21 protein-coding genes are annotated in these 22,185 nt (G+C 46.7%); 3 read left to right on the top strand and 18 right to left on the bottom strand.

Annotated features, from left to right (window positions below):
* The 8 genes from RDN93_RS03790 to dnaN form a co-directional block, all read right to left on the bottom strand.
* Positions 1-307: transcription termination/antitermination NusG family protein (locus RDN93_RS03790; RefSeq protein WP_308744239.1), on the bottom strand; the 307-nt coding region annotated here is incomplete at its 3' end.
* 365 nt (positions 308-672) lie between these two features.
* On the bottom strand, positions 673-1,611 hold the full coding sequence (locus tag RDN93_RS03785; RefSeq protein ID WP_308744241.1) for a site-specific integrase: 939 nt from the start codon (positions 1,609-1,611) through the stop codon (positions 673-675).
* A gap of 425 nt (positions 1,612-2,036) precedes the next feature.
* Positions 2,037-3,743 (bottom strand): tetratricopeptide repeat protein, encoded by a 1,707-nt coding sequence (locus RDN93_RS03780; RefSeq protein WP_308744238.1) that lies wholly within the window; start codon positions 3,741-3,743, stop codon positions 2,037-2,039.
* 1 nt (position 3,744) lies between these two features.
* Positions 3,745-4,488, bottom strand: coding sequence for a 23S rRNA (guanosine(2251)-2'-O)-methyltransferase RlmB (gene rlmB / locus RDN93_RS03775; protein WP_308744237.1), 744 nt, complete (start codon positions 4,486-4,488; stop codon positions 3,745-3,747).
* 56 nt (positions 4,489-4,544) lie between these two features.
* Positions 4,545-6,206 (bottom strand): DNA repair protein RecN, encoded by a 1,662-nt coding sequence (gene recN / locus RDN93_RS03770; protein ID WP_308744236.1) that lies wholly within the window; start codon positions 6,204-6,206, stop codon positions 4,545-4,547.
* A 16-nt stretch (positions 6,207-6,222) separates the two neighbouring features.
* On the bottom strand, positions 6,223-7,440 hold the full coding sequence (coaBC, locus tag RDN93_RS03765; RefSeq protein ID WP_308744235.1) for a bifunctional phosphopantothenoylcysteine decarboxylase/phosphopantothenate--cysteine ligase CoaBC: 1,218 nt from the start codon (positions 7,438-7,440) through the stop codon (positions 6,223-6,225).
* A complete protein-coding gene (locus RDN93_RS03760) occupies positions 7,440-8,219 on the bottom strand; it encodes an exonuclease domain-containing protein (protein ID WP_308744234.1) in 780 nt (259 codons plus the stop codon). The genes coaBC and RDN93_RS03760 overlap by 1 nt, the downstream gene beginning before the upstream one ends.
* 109 nt (positions 8,220-8,328) lie before the next feature.
* A complete protein-coding gene (gene dnaN / locus RDN93_RS03755; RefSeq protein WP_308744233.1) occupies positions 8,329-9,450 on the bottom strand; it encodes a DNA polymerase III subunit beta in 1,122 nt (373 codons plus the stop codon).
* Positions 9,451-9,602: 152 nt separating this feature from the next.
* On the opposite strand from dnaN, the gene RDN93_RS03750 reads away from it, so the two are divergent.
* Positions 9,603-9,977, top strand: coding sequence for a DUF3127 domain-containing protein (locus tag RDN93_RS03750; protein WP_044653421.1), 375 nt, complete (start codon positions 9,603-9,605; stop codon positions 9,975-9,977).
* Between the two features lie 530 nt (positions 9,978-10,507).
* Here the strand turns inward: RDN93_RS03750 and RDN93_RS03745 are convergent.
* The 5 genes from RDN93_RS03745 to RDN93_RS03725 form a co-directional block, all read right to left on the bottom strand.
* On the bottom strand, positions 10,508-12,082 hold the full coding sequence (locus RDN93_RS03745) for a DUF3352 domain-containing protein (RefSeq protein ID WP_308744232.1): 1,575 nt from the start codon (positions 12,080-12,082) through the stop codon (positions 10,508-10,510).
* Between the two features lie 83 nt (positions 12,083-12,165).
* A complete protein-coding gene (locus RDN93_RS03740; protein WP_308744231.1) occupies positions 12,166-12,924 on the bottom strand; it encodes an MBL fold metallo-hydrolase in 759 nt (252 codons plus the stop codon).
* An 8-nt stretch (positions 12,925-12,932) separates the two neighbouring features.
* Positions 12,933-13,922 (bottom strand): UDP-N-acetylmuramate dehydrogenase, encoded by a 990-nt coding sequence (gene murB / locus RDN93_RS03735; protein WP_308744240.1) that lies wholly within the window; start codon positions 13,920-13,922, stop codon positions 12,933-12,935.
* Positions 13,923-13,941: 19 nt separating this feature from the next.
* Entirely contained in the window at positions 13,942-14,790 is an 849-nt protein-coding gene (locus RDN93_RS03730; protein WP_308744230.1) for a DUF4348 domain-containing protein, read from the bottom strand.
* Positions 14,790-15,743: an NAD-dependent epimerase/dehydratase family protein gene (locus tag RDN93_RS03725; RefSeq protein ID WP_308744229.1), complete on the bottom strand. Its 954-nt coding sequence runs from the start codon at positions 15,741-15,743 to the stop codon at positions 14,790-14,792. Before RDN93_RS03725 ends, RDN93_RS03730 begins: the two co-directional genes overlap by 1 nt.
* Before the next feature lie 135 nt (positions 15,744-15,878).
* Here RDN93_RS03725 and kbl point away from each other — a divergent pair, with 135 nt between their 5' ends.
* Positions 15,879-17,066: a glycine C-acetyltransferase gene (gene kbl, locus RDN93_RS03720; protein WP_308744228.1), complete on the top strand. Its 1,188-nt coding sequence runs from the start codon at positions 15,879-15,881 to the stop codon at positions 17,064-17,066.
* 78 nt (positions 17,067-17,144) lie between these two features.
* Positions 17,145-17,552, top strand: a complete 408-nt coding sequence (locus RDN93_RS03715) for a DUF2721 domain-containing protein (protein ID WP_308744227.1) — start codon at positions 17,145-17,147, stop codon at positions 17,550-17,552.
* A gap of 70 nt (positions 17,553-17,622) precedes the next feature.
* Here the strand turns inward: RDN93_RS03715 and RDN93_RS03710 are convergent, their stop codons facing one another.
* The 5 genes from RDN93_RS03710 to hisIE form a co-directional block, all read right to left on the bottom strand.
* Positions 17,623-18,102 (bottom strand): ferritin, encoded by a 480-nt coding sequence (locus tag RDN93_RS03710; protein ID WP_308744226.1) that lies wholly within the window; start codon positions 18,100-18,102, stop codon positions 17,623-17,625.
* Positions 18,103-18,243: 141 nt separating this feature from the next.
* Complete coding sequence (gene lysA, locus RDN93_RS03705) at positions 18,244-19,404, bottom strand: diaminopimelate decarboxylase (protein ID WP_308744225.1); 1,161 nt, start codon at positions 19,402-19,404, stop codon at positions 18,244-18,246.
* A gap of 77 nt (positions 19,405-19,481) precedes the next feature.
* Entirely contained in the window at positions 19,482-20,801 is a 1,320-nt protein-coding gene (locus RDN93_RS03700; protein ID WP_308744224.1) for an aspartate kinase, read from the bottom strand.
* A 13-nt stretch (positions 20,802-20,814) separates the two neighbouring features.
* On the bottom strand, positions 20,815-21,540 hold the full coding sequence (locus RDN93_RS03695) for an ATP-binding cassette domain-containing protein (protein WP_308744223.1): 726 nt from the start codon (positions 21,538-21,540) through the stop codon (positions 20,815-20,817).
* Complete coding sequence (gene hisIE / locus RDN93_RS03690) at positions 21,525-22,136, bottom strand: bifunctional phosphoribosyl-AMP cyclohydrolase/phosphoribosyl-ATP diphosphatase HisIE (protein ID WP_308744222.1); 612 nt, start codon at positions 22,134-22,136, stop codon at positions 21,525-21,527. Before hisIE ends, RDN93_RS03695 begins: the two co-directional genes overlap by 16 nt.
* Positions 22,137-22,185: the final 49 nt, after the last annotated feature.

Below are 22,185 nucleotides of genomic sequence, written 5' to 3'. Positions count from 1 at the left end.
GCATCACCATATAACGGCTGACCGTAGAAAATGAAAGGACTTCCATACGTTCTTTAGGATCGGCATGAACGAATACCATCATCGGAAGCAGTACAGTATTGACAACTTTACGACGGTCGCTCCATTGATGCACCTCTTGCTGGACAGGAACGAAAGTTTCGATTCCCATCTTAAACAAACGCTCGGCTACTTTCTTCTCGTGATGCATACGAACCAATGCTACATACCAGCGTTTTGAGTGTGCTACGCCTTCCCCTGTCCCACAACCGGGCACGGTGCTAATAGACTTTTCCTTTGTGAAAATCATATTTTTTTACCCCATGTTTATCCGTTACTTCTTAGGTAACGGATGATATACGGCCAGAACGCATACAAATACAATAAAAAGGAAAAAAGGCAACATGAGGGAAGAAAGGAAATGGATACCTAATCTTCAAAACAAACGTTTTTTGAAGTTAGGAAACAGAAAGTCACAGAGCATGAAGGGATTATTCCCCATGTTCAGAAACTTTTATGTGGTTATATTTAAGAGAAAAAGGAAAAAAAGAAGTTTTTGCTTGTTTCCTATTATTATTTTTATCTATCTTTGTAGCAAATAAAAATCCGTTACCTAAGAAGTAACGGAACTATGAAGTCCCTAAACCCTAATACTTTAGCTACATCATTCCGAGCTTATTTAAAACTCTTCACGTAAGAATAATTCAACTTATTTACTTTTGTTCTCTCTTCCAGTTCAAAGCCTTTTAAATAGATTTGTGTTGTCTTGATTGATTTATGCCCCAGCGATTCGCTTATCATTTCGATAGGAACCCCTCTGTACTTCGCAGTGGTGGCCCAAGAATGACGCAACGTATAAGACGTTACGGACGAGCGTATCCTCAACTGCCTCGACAGGCACTTCAAATCATTGTTAAAACGTCTCAAAGCCGACTGATACTCGCGATACGCCTTTTCCTCAGTTTTCTTATATTCACCGCTCAATATTCGGAAAAGATAGTCGTTTTTGCCGGAATTAGCCACACTATATTCATTACACAAACGGGCAATGGCATCCTGCGCCGAATCCAGAATCTCGATGCTCATAGGTGTACCGGTTTTCATACGGTTGTACTTCAAAAGTCCCTGCTCCATATTAGACTTTTCCAAATGGGCAAAATCCACAAAAGGCATACCGCAGAACTGGAATAACAGATTGGCGACAGCCTGCGTATGGCGAAGTTTCTCCGTCTTCGGATCTTCATTCAGCAGCGTATGAAGCTCGTGTATCGGAATCGCCTTTTTCTGCCGGGTATCGACACCTGTAAACACATCCCGGAACAAGCCTGGTATATAAGGAGCCTGCCTACTGTCGACACCACGGTTGTAGATACAACGCAGCATACGCATATATGTAGAAATCGTATTAGGCTTCAAACGCAAAGCCATCAAATAGTTGCTATACGCCTTCAACGTATCACGGGTCACCTTACCGAAAGTAAGGTTTTGATTCCCGCAAAATTTCGAGAAAGAACGGATAGCATGTTTGTACACATGCGCCGTTGAATAACGGCCCTCCTTCCGCAAACGCTCAATGTAATCGTTTGCACAATTAGTAAACTGATTTTTCTTCATAAATAAATAATTACTCATCTGGTTAGCCATCAAATGACGGATTGAATATAACAAGATTACAGGTAAAATAGGTCACTATTTTAGGAATACTCACTGTTTCCCATTAAAATTCGAATATTTTCTAAAAAAAGAATCGCGATGATGCAGTATTCCGGGAATTTCTGCATTTACCTTACAAAGACAAGAAATAAAAAAGATAATCAGACCTATATCATAAGACCTAAAACCTAAGCTTGACAAGTGGGGAAAAATAGGAAAGAGAGAGAGTTTTATTAACGTCCCCAAATGAGAAATCCCTGCTAACTTCACGGTCAGCAGGGGTTTTATTCAGAATTTAATAATGACAGAGTCAATGATGGCAGAGCTCAGAGTGGCAGCAGAGTTCAGAGTGACAACCAACGCACCCCACCGATACTTCCCCTCTTCTACTTGCAGTATTTCTTAATCAGTTCGTCCACGTTCGGATCGCCCAGTTCCTTCGCTTTCTTAAAGTTTCCGCAAGCCTCGTCCGTCTTCTTCAACTGTATCTGGCAAAGTCCCAGCAAACGGTAGGCTTCACCATACTTCGGATCTGCCTTCAGGATACCATTCAAAATTTGAATAGCCTCTTCATAGCGTCCTACGCGCAGATTTACCACAGCATGCTCAGCCTGATAAGTCAGGTCTGCCGGATTCAACTCGACAGCCTTCGCAATATCATCCAATGCACGTTGATATTGGCGTGCTTTCAAAGCAGCCTGTTCGCGATAATAATAGAATACATCATTCACCTGACCGTTGACAGCTTTAAAATAAGCATCATAATCAAGCATCGCATTTCGCGGTTCTCCGGCATTCATATTTATCTGTGCACGTTCCAGCAAATAAGGGGCAAAGTCGGCGGTAATCGGTTGCGGGCAACGGGCGATGCAGCTATCCATCAATGCCAGAACTTCTTTCGGTTCGGCTTTCATCAGCTCCTTCGTCTTGGCAGTACTGAAAAACGTGGCAGCAGAAGCCATATTGCTGGCATTTACTTTTTCATAAGCCGCCAAAGCTCCGGCATAATCCTGCCGGGCAAATAAAATATCCCCTTCCAGTTGCACGTAGATAGGCAGCGGGTCGATAGCAATCGCCTGACGGACATTCTTCAAAGCAGTATCATACGTCCAGTCTTTATACGTTTTCTCCGGTTTCGATAGTTGATAAGCATACATCAGCTTACCTATATTATAATATACATCATCCTTCTTCTGCGCTATTTTCAGAGCCTGATTAAAGTCGGCAACGGCTTTATCGAACCAGGATTGATCGTCCTTACCTTTAGCTATGTAATAATTCGCACGGCGCAGATACCCATCTACATTAGCAGGAAACTGGCGGATAAAATCATCCAGCAACATACCGTAATCCTCTCCCGACAGGCTGGAAGAAGCCATGAACAAGTACACCAATGCTTGATCTTCCGTATCGGGCAACCCCTTCCGGATACCGATACTTTTCAGTGCCGCATCCCCCAAAGAAAGAGCGCTAATCTTCTGGGACATGGCAAAGGCAGCTCCGGCAGCATAGCAGGTAGTCACCGTGTCAAGTCCGGACGACTTCTGCGCGATACCGAACACCTGACCTTCCACGTTCATCACCGGACAGCTCACCATCTTGTCTTTCATCTGCATGCTCAACGTATAGTAATGATATTCGCCAGCCACCTTGGCAACCTCTTTCACCTTTCCCGATACACAAGCAATACTTTTCTGCGTAGAATAAGGAAGCATCCACGCATCAGCCCCCACTGCCGGCGCTGTTTTTGCCACCACCAATGCAGGAACTTTCTTTTCGGTAATAGCTACACGAAACTTGATAACATCATACATATCATTCGCCCCCAGTATGGTACTGACAGGCATTTGCTTGCCCTCGGCCGTGATAACCACCGCACGCTCGGCACCTTTAAAAAGAGAATAATCGGACAGAGCCAGCCCGTCTTCGGATACAAAAAATCCGTTTCCGGTATTCAGCATCTTATCATTCTTGTCGTAAGTCACCACAGAGAAGACAGCGCGTTTCGCCTTCTCTACCCATTTAGGAGTTTGTGCCATGCTTCCCTGTGCCAGAAAGACAAACAGCAAAGGCAGGATTAAAATCTTCTTCATATCAGTCGTTGTTTCTTTGTTTCACAGCTTCATAAATCAGGATACCGGCAGCAACGGAAACATTCAGAGACTCGATTGTCCCCAACATCGGTATCTTCACCCATTCGTCGCAGAGCGCCAGGTTCTCATAAGACACCCCCGTATCTTCCGCACCCATGATGATGCATAAAGGTCCTGTATAATCCGCTTTCGTATACTCATAATCCCCCTTCTCGGTGGCAGCCACAATACGGAAACCGCTGTCTTTCAAGTATTGCAGCGTCGAACGCAAATTCTGTTCACGACATACCGGAAGCGTATGCAACGCCCCTGCGGAAGTCTTCACGGCATCCGCGTTCACCGACGCACTGCCACGGGCAGGAATAATCACAGCATCTACGGCGGCACACTCGCAAGTACGGGCAATCGCACCAAAATTACGTACATCCGTCACCCCGTCCAGCATCACAAAAAACGGATTCTTACCCTGTTCGAACAAGAAAGGGACAAGATCTTCCGTCTTCTGATAAGTCACCGAAGAAATGAAAGCAATCACACCTTGATGATTCTTCCGTGTGATACGGTTGATACGCTCCACCGGAACACGCTGAACAGGAATCAGCAGACCTTTCAAAGCTGCAAAAAGTTCCTTGGAAAGTTCACTCTGAATGTCTTTCTTTACCAGAATTTTATCAATCTCTTTTCCAGCCTGAATGGCTTCTATCACGGCACGAACGCCGAAAATCATTTCACTTTTATCTAACATCGCGGTTATTTACTATTTTACTATTTACCAGTTAACTATTTGTCTGCCCCTAATCGCTACTTGCTGTTTAACAGAGCTTTGGCGTTACTGAGAGCGGCTTCGGTCAGCGTAGCGCCACTCAACATATGAGCAATCTCCTCTACCCGTTCTTCATCGGTGAGACGGCGGATATGGCTATTCGTTTCCGTATCACTGTCTTTCTTATATACTTTATAGTGCGCACGTCCGCGGGCAGCGATTTGCGGCAAGTGGGTGATGCTGATTACCTGGCGGTTCTGCTCGCCCATCTCCTGCATCATGTCCGCCATGCGGTCGGCTATCTCACCGGATACTCCGGTATCAATTTCATCAAATACGATAGTCGGCAACTTCACGGCTCCGGCAATCATCGCTTTGATGGAAAGCATGACGCGGGCTATTTCACCGCCCGAAGCCACGGAAGATATACTCTGCAACATACCGTTCTTATTGGCGGAGAACAGGAAATTGACCGTATCTTCCCCTTGCAATCCCGGTTCTTTCTTGAGTCCCATTTCCACCTGAAAACGAACGTTCGGCATTCCCAGCGGAACCAGTCGGGCAGCCAGTTGCTTTTCCACCTCACGGGCAGCCTTCGTACGGGCTTTGGTGAGCAGTTCCGCCTGCTGTTTCACTTGTTTGTACAGCCCTTCCTTGCAACCGGTCAATTCGGCAATACGGTCATCATAAGAAGTGATAGCGGATAGTTTGTTACGATACTCTTCCGTCAACGCTATCAGTTCGTCAAGTGTCTGCACGCGATGTTTCTGCTGCAGGGAATAAATCAGGTTCAACCGCTCGTTTACTTCATCGAGCCGCATAGGGTTGAACTCTACGGAATCGCTTTGCGAAGAGACCTCGTGCGAAATATCTTTCAATTCGATATAAGCACTTTCCATCCGTTCGGTAAGTTCCTTGGCAGGCTGATACACCCTTTGCAGACTGTTCAGCGTGTTCAGGCTATCCTTCAAATAAGAAAGTAAACCACCTTCATCGGAAACAAAAGACTGTTCCACCCGATAAAGCCCCGCCTTGATTTCTTCCGCATGACTCAGCATTTCGGCTTCCTGTTCCAGCTCTTCCTGCTCGCCTTCGGAAAGGTCTGCTTCTTCGAGCTGCTCCAGTTGGAAACGGATATAGTCTTCATCCGCACGGCTTTTCTCCGCCAATGCCACCAACTCCGCCAATTCGCGCTCAGTCTGCTTCCATTCGGCATAACGGGCATGGTATTTCTCCAACGCAGCATCATTATGTGCCAGGATATCAAGCACATTCAACTGGAAACCTTCTTTATTGAGCAACAGATTCTGATGCTGTGAATGTACGTCAATCAACAGTTCGCCCAGTTCCTTAACCTGTGCCAGCGAAGCGGGAGTATCATTGATGAATGCCCGGCTCTTACCGGACGCATGCACTTCGCGACGCAAAATGCACTCCTCGTCATACTCCAGTTCATTATCTTCAAAAAATGGGCGCATACCGTAGCCCGATATATCAAAACGAGCCTCTATTATACATTTGGAAGCTCCACGACGAATGGCCTTCACATCAGCACGCTGCCCCAGCAGCAGTCCGATAGCTCCCAGAATGATTGATTTTCCGGCTCCCGTTTCACCTGTTATAACAGAGAAGCCTGTCTCGAAACCGATATCCAGCTTCTCTATCAATGCGTAATTCTGAATGTATAGCGAACGTAACATTGGAATAAATTGAGAGTTAAGAGTTGAGAGTTGAGAGTTCCAATCCATCAGCCAGACGGTCGACAATATCTTGCGCCACTTCCGTTTTCGGTTTCAGCGGATAATCCGTCCGGCCTTTCCGGTCGATGATACTGATTTTATTGGTATCGTAGCGGAAACCGGCCCCTGCGTCATTCAATGAATTGAGCACGATAAAGTCGAAGTTCTTGCGTTCCAGCTTGCCTTCGGCATTCTGCTGCTCGTCATTGGTTTCGAGGGCGAAGCCTACCAACACCTGTCCTTTTCTTTTCGTGGCTCCCAGAGCGGCTGCAATGTCCTTCGTTGCCCGAAGATGCAGTGTCAGTTCTTCTTCCTTCTCCCGCTTTATCTTCCTGCCGGCCACTGTCTCCGGACGATAATCGGCTACTGCCGCACAGAGGATTGCTGCGTCGGCATCAGCGAAACAGGCTTGCGAAGTGGCATACATTTCCTCCGCAGATTCCACATCGACACGGCAGATACGGGAGTGTTTCGTCTCCAGTTGCACAGGCCCCGCAATCAGCGTAACTTCCGCACCACGGCGGGCACATTCTTCCGCCAGGGCAAATCCCATCTTTCCCGAAGAGTAATTACCGATAAAACGGACAGGGTCTATCTTTTCGTAAGTCGGTCCGGCTGTTATCATAATCTTTCGTCCTTGCAACTCACCGCTTGCCGAGAAAAACTCGTCTAATGTGCGGATAATGACTTCCGGCTCCTCCATACGTCCCTTCCCTACCAGATGGCTGGCAAGCTCTCCCGTTCCCGGTTCGATAATATGATTGCCGAACGAGCGCAGTATATCCAAGTTCTTCTGAGTGGAAGGATGGGCATACATATCCAAGTCCATGGCAGGAGCTACGAATACGGGAGCTTTCGCCGAAAGATAAGTGGTTATCAGCATATTGTCGGCTATTCCGTTCGCCATCTTGCCGATGGTAGAAGCGGTGGCGGGCGCAATCAGCATGGCATCCGCCCACAAGCCGAGATCAACATGACTGTTCCACGTACCGTCACGCTGGGCAAAAAACTCGCTGATGACCGGTTTGCTGGTCAAAGCCGAAAGAGTGATGGGAGTAATAAATTCTTTTCCCGCCGGAGTAATTACGACTTGCACTTCCGCCCCTTGCTTAATGAGTCCGCGGATAATATAGCAAGCCTTGTACGCGGCAATACTGCCGGTAATTCCAAGAATTATCTTTTTTCCTTTTAGCATTATTTTGTAATCAAATTACTCATTTCACGCAGACGGATTTTGGTCAATACCGCCTTAGTGTTCAGCGTGAAATCGCTGTTCAAAATCCAACTGTAATATCCGGGATCTTTCTTCAGAACCTCGGCTACGGACATTCCTTTGTATTTTCCGAAGTTAAACACTTCCACCCCATTATCATCATACACCATGCGTCCTGCAAAGTCCACATTCTTGCTGTAACTGGAGTAATCTGCCAGATATGCAATATCATTCTCAAGGTCGGGATAACGGTCAAGTTGCGCCTTCAACACTTCGTAGGTAGCCCGTGTATCCGCTTCTGCGGTATGCGCATCCTCCAAATTCTTTTCGCAATAGAACTTGTAGGCGGCAGACAGGGTACGTTGCTCCATTTTGTGGAAAATCACCTGTACGTCTACAAATTTCCGCTTCGTCATGTCGATATCTACTCCGGCACGCAGAAACTCTTCCGCCAAAACCGGAATATCAAAACGGTTGGAGTTGAATCCAGCCAAGTCACAGCCCTCGATATCACGGGCAATGTTCTTTGCCACTTCTTTGAAAGTAGGACAGTCGGCTACATCCGCATCATAAATGCCATGCACGGCGGAAGACGCTTCCGGTATGTGCATTTCGGGATTGATACGCAGCGTTTTCGCCTCCTCGTTCCCGTTCGGGTACACTTTCAAATAACAGATTTCAACAATACGGTCTGTGTTGATATTGGTTCCGGTCGTCTCAAGATCGAAAAAGACGATGGGGTTTTTCAGGTTTAATTTCATTTCTTGTTATTTTATAATCACCTCAGATTAAACAGATTCACACAGACTCAAATTCTCTCAAGGAAAATCTCATCTGTGTGAATCTGTCCAACCGTATGGTAAAATTTAATTAATCGTTCAGCATCATAGGCATCAGTAGCATCAACAGGTCTTCGTTCTCTTCCTGTTCGACAGGGATGATAACTCCGGCACGTGACGGGTCTGCCAATTCGATAACCACCTCGTCAGCCGAGATATTATTCAGGATATCAATCAGGAAAGTAGACTTGAAACCGATGCTCATTGGGGTACCTGCATACTGGCATACCTGTGTTTCTTCGGCAGAAGTGGAGAAGTCGATGTCCTGTGCGGAAATCACAATCTGGTTTTCCTGCATACGGAGCTTAATCAAACTGCTCGCTTGCGACGAGAAAATAGATACACGGCGTAGGGCACCTACCAACTGCTGGCGGTCTACGGTCACCTTGTGAGGGTTGTTTTGAGGGATTACCGAGTTGTAGTTCGGATAACGCCCTTCGATGAGACGGCACACCATGCGGTATTGTTCAAGCATGAATACGGCGTTGCGTTCGTCAAACTCAATAATCACGGTTCCCTGTTCTTTCGGCAGCAGGTTCTTCAACAGTGTAGCTGGTTTCTTCGGCAGGATGAAGGCTGCGCGTTCGTTGCCTTTGGCTGCCAACGTCTTGCAACGCACCAGTTTATGACCGTCCGAAGCCACCATGGTGATGTCTTCTGTTGTAATATCGAAATAAATACCGTTCATCACGGGACGAAGTTCGTCGTCGGCAGTGGCAAATACGGAACGGTTGATACCACCCAGCAATACCTCCGCATCCATTTCTACGCGGACTGCATTGTCGCCCAGCGTGGCCGACTGCGGAAATTCATCCGCGTTCTGCCCCATCAGGCTGTATTTTCCGTTCTGGTACTGCACTGTGATTTCGTAATTCTCCGGATTGATGTCAAATGTCAACGGTTGTTCCGGTATTTCTTTCAGTGCATCAAGCAATGTTTTCGCTACTACGGCAAAACGCCCGTTTGTATCGCCATTCACTTCAACGGTAGTCACCATCGTTGTTTCGCTGTCGGATACAGTCACAGACAATGTTCCGTCTTCCAGTTCGAAGAGGAAACAATCGAGAATTGGCAGCGCATTTTTTGAATTAATCACACGGCTGATGGCCTGTAAATGGCTGGAAAGAGCAGTACTTGAAACGATAAATTTCATATATTTTCGTGTATTTAAGTTTTAAATGTTCTATCGCACAAAGTTACGAAAAAAGATTCGTGCCACCCAACAAAACAAAAGAAAAAACAGAGTTTGTGTGAGGGATATTCCTAAAAAATCGTAACTTCGCCGCAGAATTTAAATTAATCGCAATGGAATTTACAGGAAAAATTATCGCTATACTCCCCCCGAGAGGCGGAGTTTCAAAGACTAGCGGCAACGAGTGGAAATCACAAGAGTTCGTTATCGAAAACCACGACCAATATCCGCGCAAAATGTGCTTCGATGTATTCGGTGCGGACAAAATCGAGCAGTTCAACATTCAGATGGGCGAAGAACTGACCGTATCGTTCGACGTTGATGCCCGCCAGTGGCAAGACCGTTGGTTCAACAGTATCCGTGCATGGAAAGTTGAACGTGTCGGCGCAGGTGCTCCGATGGCTCCAGGTGCTCCCGTTCCACCGCCAGCTCCGTCAGCTACTCCGGACTTCACACCGGGCGATGCAAAAGACGACCTGCCATTCTAAGCCGAAAAGTATTCCGCTTAACGATACAGATAAAAAAACTCCCGGTGAGAATGATTCTTGCCGGGAGTTTTTTTTACGCCCACACTTTGTAAAGATTCCGCCGCGGGCTGAACAGGCTTCATCCCAGGGATGAACGGCAGTCTGCTGCGGGACGGGAAAAATCTGCCCACGGGTTACGGAAGGAACCAGGCAACATCAACCACAGCACTTCTCCTTTTCTCAGAATCCCATCAGCAACAGCAGCAGTTTTTTCTCTTTCTTTTTCTTTCTGTTTTTTATATTCTTTTCTACTCTCTTCTCTTCTCTTGGGTTATGGTTGGGTTTTTACGCCCTGCCAGAAGGCGTTTCAGAAGTTTTTTTGATGCAAAAAAAGAGGCATACTTTTCGACTAGTTTTTTGTAGGTTTTCCGTAGATATTCCATTGGGTTTTCATTGGGTTTTCTACTTTTCAAATCCGGTAATTCTTAGTTGAAACGTCCCCTTCTGCCACATAGAAAAAAGACTGTCGGATGAAATTTCCGAGCAGGATTTTACTCGGTTTTATACCGCAAAACGATATTGGGATACACCACTCCATCAGCACAGGTGAACTGGGCAAAAAGTATAAAATTGCGAAAAAAGCCGGAGTTGCGCAGGAAGAAATCCGGCACGAAATGGACTTGTTTTTCCGCCTGATGGAACAGGTGGTCGAAGTCTGCCATCAGCATGAAATGATAAGAATCGGAGAGGCTATCCATTCCTGCCCGGTACGCTATCGCTCCATCAAGTACGTCGCCTTTATCCAACTGGCGTATGTAGCGCGACAGGCTGTCTTCATCGGGAGCCAGCAATAGACGCCCGCCATAGAATACGGCATACATATGCGGTGTCGGTTCCACAAAGGTAGTTAGTTGCGTAAACAACGTTGTTTGAGGCAAGCGGTAGACGGGGTATGCCTTATTGGCAGTATAACAAAAAGTTATACGGGGCGTCTTCGCCCCTTCTTCGGCAGGAGCAGTGTTGACAAGTGAGCGCAGCATCCGTTCTGCTTCCGTCACGTCCAGCACAGACAGGCTCAGAACAGCCGCCGCACCCTGCAACGTGTCTTCCCGCTGAAACAGGCAGGCCACCAAATCGTGTCCGGTATTCTCCATCAGATAGCGCGACAATTCCCGGTTTCCTTCCTGCATCTCGGCAGTACGGCCTGCGGTCGCATATGCCTGCATGTCTCCGTAAGAGAGCAAGGACGTCCAGTCCGTGATGCTTTGTCTGCTGAAATAAAAAGCGGTAGAAGGCAATACTTCACCCGGAAATCCTTTCACGGATTCCTGTTGGCGGAGCAGGTTGATAAAGTTAAAGCAGGTATCCGCGTCATGGCTGACTCCTGTAAAATAGATAAAATCGTCCTTCATCTTCATATCGAACTCCGTCCATCCCATCATGCCGTTCACACGGGTGTATATAGTGGCGGCAGCCGTACTTTTCTTCGGAGCAAGCACTCCCGTGAACGTAGGGTCGTCCGCCAGCGAACCGCCTTTCTTATAGACATCAATAACGTCTTCCACCAATTTCTTTTGGAAACTCAACGCCATGAAATCGGGTGTCAGGTAGCAGGCAAGGAAATCGCCGTCCGACAGAGGGTAAATCATTATTTCCTCTCCTTTGTAGTCGAATTTCTTCGGTGGATAGAGCGACGAGATGTATTTCTGCGTGAATCTGTCAATCAATTCCCTGTCTCCATTTCCCAAACGGCAATAAAGCACTTGATTACGGTCATTATCCGGTTCGTGGAAGCTAATCAACATTTGATTCATTTGCCGGCTCAAGCCGTGGGGACTGTCTTCCGAAAGCGCATAGAGCGACTGTTTCAGGTAAGAGAAAAGTTTGGAGACGTGTAGGTATTGGTGATTCTTGCTACACGTCAAACCGTCTATCTCGGTGACAAACTCGAGCACGTCATCAGTTGCAAATACTGCGGAAGCGGTGGTCGGCACCAGTTCGTAGAGGTTGAAATCCTTCTGCCCTTCGGCTGCCGACAGTCTGAAAAAAGAGTATAGGGCGAAACCTGCGCACAAGAGTACAACAGAAGAAGTGACCGCTATTTTCACTATCGTACGAAGTTTCATAATATTCGCTGTTTATCGGTTAGGTGCAAAAATAATAAATTCTACAAAGAAAACAAAACTTTTGCTAAATATTTCACCGACAATCAGAGATGGATTTCCAATCCGTCATATGCCAGGTGAATATCCTCCGGGAGCTCCCGTTCAACCTCGGCATGCAAGCCCATGTCATGGCTCATATGTATAAAGTAGGTTTTCTTTGCCTGAATACGCCGCGCGACTGCCAACGCTTCCTCCAAACTCTGATGCGTGGGATGCGGGGCAATCCGTAGTGCATTCACTATCAAAACATCTATCCCCGCCAATTGTTCAAAAGATTCTTCGGGCATGGTCAGCATATCGGTGATATAGCCCAGTTTCCCGATGCGGTAGCCTAGAATCGGCAAGCGTCCGTGCATGACGCGCAGGGGAAGTATTTCCGTATGGTTAATAAAAAAGCTCTGTCCCGGTTCTATTTCCTGCAAAGGGATGTCGGGCACGCCGGGATAACGGTGGTCTACGAAACAGTAGGGCATGCGCAGGCGCAATGCTTCCGCTACATATTCTTCGGCATAAATCGGCACGGAACCGAAGCGGCAGAAGGGACGCAAATCATCCAGTCCGCCTACGTGGTCGTAGTGCTCATGCGTGATGAGCACGCCGTCTATCCGTTCGTAAGGGAGATGCAATACTTGTTCCCGGAAATCGGGACCGCAGTCTATCAGTATCCGTGCGTCGTCTGTCTCTACGATAGCAGACGTACGCAAGCGATTATCTTTCGGGGCGGCAGAAGTACAGACCGCACACGTACAGCCAATCTGGGGCACTCCTGTCGATGTTCCACTTCCTAAAATTATTACTTTCATTTCTCTTGTCACACAAAATTTACTTCAGGATGAATGTCTATGCCGAACTTCTCACGCACGGCAGCCCTCACAGCATCCGAAAGCGCAATAATGTCACTGCCTTCCGCCCCACCCCGGTTCACCAGGACAAGCGCCTGCTTATCGTGCACTGCCGTGGGGCCCAAGGCTTTTCCTTTCCATCCGCATTGGTCTATCATCCATCCCGCGGGGATTTTCACCCGCCCGTCAGGCAGTTCATAATAGGGCATCCTCGGATATTCCTGTTGCAAGGCCAGCAGTTTTTCTTTAGGGACGATGGGGTTCATAAAGAAGCTGCCTGCATTTCCCATTACCTTCGGGTCGGGCAACTTGCTTTCGCGGATGTCAATGATTACTTTCCGGACTACCGGCAACGTCAGTGCAGGGTATTTGTCAAGCTCCTGACGGATGGTTCCGTAGTCGAGTGTGTAATGTTCCTCTTTGCCAAGCCGGAAACGCACGTGGGTGACAAAGACCGACTTATTCTCAGGGCGCTTGAAGATACTGTCGCGATAGGCGTACCGACATTCTTCTACGGAATAAACGCGCTCCTCACCCCGAATGTTCACTGTCTCCACAGCGGTTATCAGGTCTTTCGCCTCGACACCGTAGGCTCCGATGTTCTGCACGGCACTTGCTCCCACTTCACCGGGAATCAAGGAGAGATTTTCCGCGCCGTACCATCCGTGTGCCACGCAGTATGCCACAAAGTCATCCCATACAACGCCTGCACCCACCCGCACGGACACGAAGCGCGAATCTTCTTCCGTCACTTCGATTCCTTCGATGCGAGAATGGAGTATCAACCCGTCATAGTCTTTGGTAAACAGCAGGTTACTGCCGCCACCTATATGCAAAAAAGGTGTCGTAACGGCACCTTGAGCAATCTGTTGTTGCAATTCTTCTACTGAAGTATATTCTAAAAAACGGGCGGCACTGACATCAATGCCAAATGTATTGTAAGACAAAAGAGAATACATCATCTATACTGTTTTAGGGTTATATACTTGTATCTTCAAACTTATACAGCTCCCATTCTCCGGCTTTCCGGCGGAAATAAAGGATGTTGGAGAAGCCGTTGCCTATACCTTTCAAGGCAAGGATTTTCATATTGGAATTGTCATCATTCCGCTGTCCGTAATTGATATTGGAGAGACGCTCGGAAGGCAGTTCGGGCTTGAAGGCGAACCACTGGTTGACATCGAGGCTCGTCTCCAAAATGGAAAAGTCATCATCGGGGTCACTGGTGACGAAAGCCAACGGGTCGCTCACACGCTGACTCTGAAAGAGACTGTCGGTGGCAAAACGCCCGAAGAACTCTACAAAGTTCTCCTTGTCATTCCGTTCGATAGGACGCAGATTGATTGCTTCCAGTATCCACGCTCCTTTGATACGCTCAAAATAATACCTCTTCATCATCCGTGTCTTGACGAATATCCATTCTACCTGTACGGATGTGAGCGAGGTGTCTCCTACCAAGTCCATATCTTCTTCTCTATCAAACAGGAGCGTATAATAGTGCTGTTTGGTGAACAAGTTGTCATGCTTCCAGTGGCGTTCGTCGATATTCGACTTCTCGTCTCCATTGTAGTAGGGCAACGGAAATTTCACACGCTGACGCTGCAAGGCATCATCGGAAGCAAAATTATAGACAAAATCGTCGAAAGATTCGTCAGCCTGTATAGGCTGCGGATCTTCCGGCAATTTATCTTCGGGGATAGAATCAGTCTGATGACGGATTGAATCCACTTCTTGAGTAATAGATGCGAAGGGGTCAATCTTGGATTTCTTGTTGTTACAAGAACTCAGCATACTGAGCAATATGACCCCTGCAATTAGTTTTTTCATTATTTCAATTTCTCTCTTAACTTTTCAAGCATATCCACCGTCATGCTTTCCAAATTGTAGGCCGGCTTCCACCCCCACTCTTCACGAGCACAAGTGTCGTCCAGGCTATCGGGCCAGCTATCAGCGATGCGCTGCTTCAAGGGGTCTATGTCATAAACCATCTCGAATTGCGGCACGTGCTTCTTGATTGCCTGATAAATCGTCTCCGGGTCGAAACTCATAGAGGCGATATTGAAAGCATTGCGATGTATCAATTTTGCCGGGTCGGCTTCCATCAGCGTAATGGCTGCGTTCAGCGCGTCCGGCATATACATCATATCCATCAGGGTGCCTTGTTTGATGGGGCACACGAATTTTTCTCCTTTCACTGCCGAATAATAAATGTCGACAGCATAGTCGGTGGTTCCGCCACCCGGAGGTGTCACGTTCGAGATAATGCCCGGAAAACGGACTGCGCGCGTGTCGACACCATATTTGTTAAAATAATAGTCGCTCAGCAACTCGGTGGTTACTTTGGTGACTCCATACATCGTACGAGGACGCTGGATAGTATCCTGCGGTGTTTGTGTGTGCGGCGTAGTTGCACCGAACGAGCCGATAGAACTGGGAGTAAACACTGCGCATCCTTGTTCGCGCGCCACTTCCAATACGTTCCACAATCCGTCGATACCTATTTTCCAAGCCAACTTGGGCTTCGACTCTGCCACGACCGACAACAGCGCGGCAAGATTATAAATCGTATCAATCTGATACTCCTTCACCACAGAAGCTATCGCTTCTGCATCCGTCACATCTGCAATAGCTGACGGGCCTGACTCTTTCAACTCTCCTTTAGGTTCTGCACCCGGGATGTAACCAGCTACTACATTTGCATTTCCGTAACGTTTACGTAGCTCCATCGTTAGTTCGGAGCCAATCTGTCCGGTGGCTCCAATAATCAAAATGTGTTTCATTTTTTCTTCGTACTTAAATTATTAAGCTAAATAGCGCACAAAGTAAGCACTTTTTTTTCAGATTTTAATCAAAAAGACATTGTTATTCCAAGAAAAATTGTGTCCTTTGTAATCGAACTTAATTACTCAAACACTATGTACGGTAAAATGAAAGATTTTCTCAGCCAAACATTGGCTGAAATTAAAGAAGCCGGTCTTTATAAAGAAGAACGACTAATTGAAAGTGCGCAGCAAGCTGCCATCACTGTAAAAGGTAAAGAAGTGCTGAACTTCTGCGCCAACAACTACCTGGGACTATCCAATCACCCCCGACTGATTAAAGCTTCCCAGGAAATGATGAACCAACGCGGATACGGTATGTCGTCCGTACGCTTCATCTGTGGAACACAAGATATACACAAGGAACTGGAAGCCGCTATCTCTGACTATTTCCAAACAGAAGACACGATTCTATATGCTGCCTGCTTCGATGCAAACGGTGGTGTATTCGAACCACTTTTCTCGGATCAGGATGCCATCATCTCGGATTCTTTGAACCATGCTTCTATTATCGATGGTGTACGCCTTTGCAAAGCCAAACGTTACCGCTATGCCAACGCTGACATGAACGAACTGGAAAAATGTCTGCAAGAAGCACAAGCTCAACGTTTCCGCATTATCGTTACCGACGGGGTATTCTCCATGGATGGCAACGTCGCTCCGATGGACCAGATTTGCGACCTTGCCGAGAAGTATGATGCACTGGTTATGGTAGACGAGTCTCACTCTGCGGGTGTGGTAGGTGCTACGGGACATGGCGTAAGCGAACTATATAAGACGCACGGACGTGTGGATATATATACAGGCACACTGGGCAAGGCCTTCGGCGGTGCGCTGGGCGGATTCACCACCGGCCGCAAGGAGATTATCGATCTGCTGCGCCAGCGGAGCCGTCCGTATCTGTTCTCCAACTCACTGGCTCCGGGCATTATCGGTGCAAGCCTTGAGGTATTCAAGATGCTGAAAGAGAGCAATACGCTGCACGACAAGCTCGTTGAGAATGTTAATTATTTCCGCGACAAGATGACGGCTGCGGGATTTGATATCAAACCGACCCAGAGTGCTATCTGCGCTGTGATGCTGTATGACGCGAAATTGTCTCAGATTTATGCAGCACGCATGCAGGAAGAGGGTATCTATGTGACCGGATTCTATTATCCGGTGGTTCCGAAAGACCAGGCACGTATCCGTGTACAGATTTCCGCAGGACACGAGAAGGAGCATCTCGACAAGTGTATCGCTGCCTTTATCAAAGTAGGTAAAGAACTCGGCGTACTTAAATAAAACATTTTCTTTTCTTCCGTTGTTATTATAGCAAGCATAAGATTGTGGCAATAACAACGGAAGATTTTTAATTTATATATGGAAGAACTGACTCTCACCACTCCTACCCTGCTTTTCTCGGCAGTCTCACTGATTTTATTGGCTTATACCAATCGTTTCTTATCGTATGCACAGCTCGTACGCCAACTGCGCGACCGTTACATGGAGAATCCCACGGATATTACCGTAGCGCAAATCGAGAATTTACGGAAACGTCTGAACCTTACCCGCACCATGCAGGGGCTGGGGATTGCCAGCTTGTTCCTTTGCGTGGTCAGTATGTTTTTCATCTATATCGGATTGCAACAGCTCTCTGCCTATGTATTCGGGGTGGCTTTGTTGCTACTCATCGCTTCTCTCGGCGTATCTTTTCGGGAGATACAGATTTCTACCCGTTCACTGGAGATTTATCTGGGAACAATGGAGAAAGGGAAAAATAAAAAATAAAAAAAAGCCGCCCGGAACAAATCCGGACAGCTTTCTCATCATATAGTATAAATATATTCTCAGACTATTATCAACGTTGTCCCAGTTGTGAGTCAACAAAGAAGATACCAGTATCACCGGCTTTCTTGATTTTATCAACGATTCCTTGTGCAGTAGCTTCTTCTTCTACTTGTTCGCGAACGAATCCCCACAGGAAGTCTTGGGTTGCTTTATCTTTTTCAGCAGCAGCTACGTCAACCAGCTTGTCTATCAATGCAGAGACATGGCATTCGTGTTGGTAAACGTGCTCAAACACTTCCAGCGGAGTGCCCCAACCGTTAGGTACTACATCTATTTTGTCAACGGTGGCAGTTCCACCACGTTTGATGATATAGTCGGCCATTGCATAAGCGTGTCCCATTTCTTCTTGAGACTGCTTTTTCATCCAATGTGCAAATCCACTGAAACCTTCTTTCTCAAAGTAGAAGGACATTGCCAAGTAGAGATTAGCAGACCACATCTCAGCCGTAATCTGTTCATTGATTGCCTTTTGTAATTTTTCTGAAATCATAATCGTATTCTTTATTAAGTTGTTAATGTAGTTTCTTATTGAACTCATTACAAAAATAACAAGATTTCAGTCAAAATTGTTCCATGCTTCCCGCATTTTTAAACTACATTCACACTTCAGGCGTGGATACTTATTTTTTAATTACACCAGCTCGTCGGAAGTATATCCCTTCGGCAGTTCACGGCAGTTGTAACCGGATGCCATGATTTCACCGTATGCACCTGCCGAACGAAGGGCTATCAGGTCGCCACGTTTCACTTTGTTCAGGTCGATTGCCTTACCGAAAACATCGGACGACTCGCAAATTGGCCCTACTACATCGTAAGCTTCTACCGGTTCTTCGGATGTAATATTTTCCATTTTATGGTAGGCTTGGTATAGAGCCGGACGAATCAGGTCGGTCATACCTGCATCAAGGATGGCAAATTTCTTCTTCGCTCCCTGTTTTACATACAGAACTTTGGATATTAACGTACCGCACTGACCAACAACCGCACGACCGAGTTCGAAATGCAAAGTCTGGTAGGGACGCAATTTCAGTTGCCCGGCATAAGTGGCAAAGTAGTCTTTGAAGTTCGGGATTACCTGGCGGTTGGGATGTCCGTAGTCAATGCCGAGACCACCGCCTACGTTGATGTGTTCCACCAGGATACGACGGGCCTCCAGTTTATCCTGCAGTTCGTTGACACGGTTGCAGAGGGCGATAAAGTCGCCCATATCGAGAATCTGCGAACCGATATGAAAGTGAAGCCCGATGAATTTGATGTTCTTCATTTCTTGGGCTACGTCAATCACTTTGTCCATATCCTGCATACTGATGCCGAATTTGTTTTCAGCCAGTCCGGTAGTGATATTGGCGTGAGTATGCGCGCCGACATCGGGGTTGATACGGAAAGCGACATTGGCTATCTTATTTTGAGCGGCAGCCAGTTCGTTGATTACTTCCAGTTCGGAGATGGATTCTACGTTGAAGCAGAAGATGCCGTATTCCAGTCCGAGGTTGATTTCCCAATCGGCTTTGCCCACTCCGGCAAAAACGACTTTGTTGGCAGGAAATCCGGCACGGATAGCGGCACGGATTTCTCCACCGCTTACACAATCGGCCCCCATTCCGCTCTCACGGATGATGGTAAGCACTTTCGGGTTGGCATTTGCTTTGACAGCATAATGCACTGAATAATTAGGATATTTGGCAACCTCGTGGTTTATAGCCGACAATGTATCACGCAGCACCTTGGTATCGTAGTAATAAAAAGGGGTCTGCAAAGTGCGGAACTTATCGATTGGAAATATTCCTTTCATAATTCGGAAAACTTGTTTAGTTAGTTAAAAAGAGCGCTTTTATCAGATTGGTAAAAGCGCTCGTGTTATTTGTGGAATTATTTGTTGTTGAAAAGCATATTGCTCAGCGACTGTAACGCTACCTTCTTGTCGCATTCCCGAATGAGGAAAGAGATGTTGTAGTTACTTCCACCGAAAGAAATCATTCGCACTGGTATGTCGCGCATCGCATCGAGCGCTTTTGCTTCGAAACCGACGTTTTCCCATTCCAGGTCACCTACAACGCAGATGATACACATTTCTTTGTCAACAGTCACTGTTCCGTATTTTTTCAGGTCATCGAGGATTTCGTTCAGATGCTTGGTGTTGTCGATGGTGACAGATACACCTACTTCCGAAGTACAAATCATGTCGATGGATGTCTGGTAGCTTTCGAAGATTTCAAATACTTTACGCAGGAAACCGTGAGCCAACAACATACGGCTGGATTTAATCTTGATGGCTGTAATGTTGTCTTTGGCAGCTACCGCCTTGATTTTACCTTTTTCCGTGTCGTTGGATATCAATGTGCCGGGAGCTTCCGGATCCATTGTGTTCAACAAGCGTACGGGGATATTGGCATATTTGGCAGGCTGGATACAGGTCGGGTGCAGGATTTTCGCACCGAAGTAGGCCAGCTCAGCTGCTTCTTCAAAGTGAAGCTGACGAACCGGGGCTGTCTTGTCAACAATACGCGGGTCGTTGTTGTGCATACCATCGATGTCTGTCCATATCTGAATTTCGGAAGCATTCACGGCTGCGCCAATCAGGGACGCGGTGTAATCGCTGCCACCACGTTGCAGGTTATCTATCTCACCGTAAGCGTTGCGACAGATGAAGCCTTGCGTAATGTAGATTTCCACGTCCGGATAGAGGTCGAGTTGCGCCTGCAACTTCTCCTTAATATATACAGGATCCGGCTCTGCGTTTTTGTCAGTACGCATGAATTCCAAAGCCGGAAGCAATACGGACTTCGCGCCACATTCCTGCAGGTAGAAGTTTACCATAGCCGTAGAGATAAGTTCGCCCTGTGCCAAAACCACTTTCTCTTCAAACAAAGTGAAAAGGTCTTTCGTGTAGGAGCGGATGTAGTCGAAGTGAGATTTGATGACTTCCAAGCCTTTCTGTTTATATTCCTGAGTTGCAAAAAGCTCATCAACGTGCTGTTTATATTTAGCTTCCAGCTTATTGATAATCTCGTTGGCACCCTCCGGATTCTTCTTATACAGATAGTCCGAAATTTCCACCAATGTGTTTGTCGTACCTGACATAGCTGAAAGGACAACAATCTTCTGTTCACCATCGGTAATCAATTTGGCTACTTCCTTCATGCGCTGAGCAGAACCTACGGAAGTTCCTCCAAACTTTAAAACTTTCATTTTCGTTACTGTTTTAGTTATCTATATTTAAATCTATTTCTATTGTTCTCTGCCGGGGCATGTATTCGTTGGTGACATCTACTATCTGATGGTCGGCACAACGGTATACCCTGCCGGGGTATTCTTTCAGCAATTGCAGGTTGTGCGTCGTCATCACTACGGATGAACCGGTCTTACAAATATCGTGCAATAGCTCGACAATGGACTTCCCTGTTTCTACGTCCAGATTTCCGGTTGGTTCATCCGCCAGAATGATGTCCGGGGAATTGAGCACGGCACGCGCTATTACGATGCGTTGCTGTTCGCCGCCGGAAAGCTCATTAGGCAGTTTGTAACCTTTGTTGGACATTCCGACCAAATCGAGCACTTCTTCAATACGTTCCTTTATCTCTTGTTTGTTTTTCCAGCCTGTGGCGCGGAGCACAAACTCAAGGTTGTTGTAAACGGTACGGTCCGTCAGCAGTTGGAAATCCTGAAACACAATGCCTAACCTCCGGCGTAACTGCGGGATGTGCTTGCGTTTGATGGAACGCATATTATAGCCCAGCACTTCCGCTTCACCGTCGATTACATCCAGTTCGCCATACAAAGTTTTGAGCAGGCTCGTTTTGCCGGAGCCGACTTTTCCTATCAGATAGACAAACTCGCCTTTGTGCAGTTCAAGATTGACATCATTCAGCACACAGAGTTCCTGTTGATGGATTTCTACGTTCTTATATTGAATTAATGCTTCTTCCATGTACTGCTATGTCTTTCCTGCAATTCGCGTGCAAGGTCTTCGATGCGATAGCCTTTTGAAGTGAGTAATACAATCATGTGATAAATCAGGTCGGCTCCTTCGTAAATCAGGCGCTCGTCTGTTCCATTGGTTGCTTCGATGACTGTCTCTACTGCTTCTTCACCTACTTTCTGCGCCATCTTATTGATGCCGGACTCAAATAGACTCGTCGTGTAGGAGCCTTCGGGCATTTCTTCGTGACGTTTGTCGATGAAGTCTTGCAATGCTTTCAAGAACATTACAGGTTCTTCGTTCTTCTCCCCCCAGCAAGTATCCGTACCTGTATGGCAAACCGGACCTACCGGATTCACTTGTATCAGCAGGGTGTCATTGTCACAATCGGCTTTGATAGAAACTACGTGAAGGAAGTTACCGCTTTCTTCTCCTTTCGTCCAAAGACGGTTCTTTGTACGGCTGAAGAAAGTTACTTTTCCGGTTTCTACCGTTTTATCATAGGCTTCTTTATTCATGAAGCCCAGCATCAAGACTTTACGTGTTTCGTTGTCCTGTATGATAGCCGGAACAAGTCCGTTCATTTTATCAAAATCCAATTCCATTTTATTTAATATCTTAATTTACTATTTACGCATAACAATACCTTCGACG

The organism is uncultured Bacteroides sp., assembly GCF_902491285.1.
Classification (GTDB): Bacteria; Bacteroidota; Bacteroidia; order Bacteroidales; family Bacteroidaceae; genus Bacteroides.
This window is presented reverse-complemented; position numbering and strand designations above follow the sequence as displayed.

Excerpts from the sequence above, each read along its gene's own strand:
- lysA (WP_308744225.1), bottom strand. The coding sequence starts at position 19,404 with ATGAAAGGAATATTTCCAATCGATAAGTTCCGCACTTTGCAGACCCCT.
- RDN93_RS03700 (WP_308744224.1), bottom strand. The coding sequence starts at position 20,801 with ATGAAAGTTTTAAAGTTTGGAGGAACTTCCGTAGGTTCTGCTCAGCGC.
- kbl (WP_308744228.1), top strand. The coding sequence starts at position 15,879 with ATGTACGGTAAAATGAAAGATTTTCTCAGCCAAACATTGGCTGAAATT.
- RDN93_RS03725 (WP_308744229.1), bottom strand. The coding sequence starts at position 15,743 with ATGAAACACATTTTGATTATTGGAGCCACCGGACAGATTGGCTCCGAA.
- RDN93_RS03785 (WP_308744241.1), bottom strand. The coding sequence starts at position 1,611 with ATGAAGAAAAATCAGTTTACTAATTGTGCAAACGATTACATTGAGCGT.
- murB (WP_308744240.1), bottom strand. The coding sequence starts at position 13,922 with ATGTATTCTCTTTTGTCTTACAATACATTTGGCATTGATGTCAGTGCC.
- RDN93_RS03750 (WP_044653421.1), top strand. The coding sequence starts at position 9,603 with ATGGAATTTACAGGAAAAATTATCGCTATACTCCCCCCGAGAGGCGGA.
- RDN93_RS03740 (WP_308744231.1), bottom strand. The coding sequence starts at position 12,924 with ATGAAAGTAATAATTTTAGGAAGTGGAACATCGACAGGAGTGCCCCAG.
- dnaN (WP_308744233.1), bottom strand. The coding sequence starts at position 9,450 with ATGAAATTTATCGTTTCAAGTACTGCTCTTTCCAGCCATTTACAGGCC.
- RDN93_RS03710 (WP_308744226.1), bottom strand. The coding sequence starts at position 18,102 with ATGATTTCAGAAAAATTACAAAAGGCAATCAATGAACAGATTACGGCT.
- RDN93_RS03760 (WP_308744234.1), bottom strand. The coding sequence starts at position 8,219 with ATGAAATTAAACCTGAAAAACCCCATCGTCTTTTTCGATCTTGAGACG.
- RDN93_RS03730 (WP_308744230.1), bottom strand. The coding sequence starts at position 14,790 with ATGAAAAAACTAATTGCAGGGGTCATATTGCTCAGTATGCTGAGTTCT.
- RDN93_RS03745 (WP_308744232.1), bottom strand. The coding sequence starts at position 12,082 with ATGAAACTTCGTACGATAGTGAAAATAGCGGTCACTTCTTCTGTTGTA.
- RDN93_RS03695 (WP_308744223.1), bottom strand. The coding sequence starts at position 21,540 with ATGGAAGAAGCATTAATTCAATATAAGAACGTAGAAATCCATCAACAG.
- rlmB (WP_308744237.1), bottom strand. The coding sequence starts at position 4,488 with ATGTTAGATAAAAGTGAAATGATTTTCGGCGTTCGTGCCGTGATAGAA.
- coaBC (WP_308744235.1), bottom strand. The coding sequence starts at position 7,440 with ATGCTAAAAGGAAAAAAGATAATTCTTGGAATTACCGGCAGTATTGCC.
- RDN93_RS03780 (WP_308744238.1), bottom strand. The coding sequence starts at position 3,743 with ATGAAGAAGATTTTAATCCTGCCTTTGCTGTTTGTCTTTCTGGCACAG.
- recN (WP_308744236.1), bottom strand. The coding sequence starts at position 6,206 with ATGTTACGTTCGCTATACATTCAGAATTACGCATTGATAGAGAAGCTG.
- hisIE (WP_308744222.1), bottom strand. The coding sequence starts at position 22,136 with ATGGAATTGGATTTTGATAAAATGAACGGACTTGTTCCGGCTATCATA.
- RDN93_RS03715 (WP_308744227.1), top strand. The coding sequence starts at position 17,145 with ATGGAAGAACTGACTCTCACCACTCCTACCCTGCTTTTCTCGGCAGTC.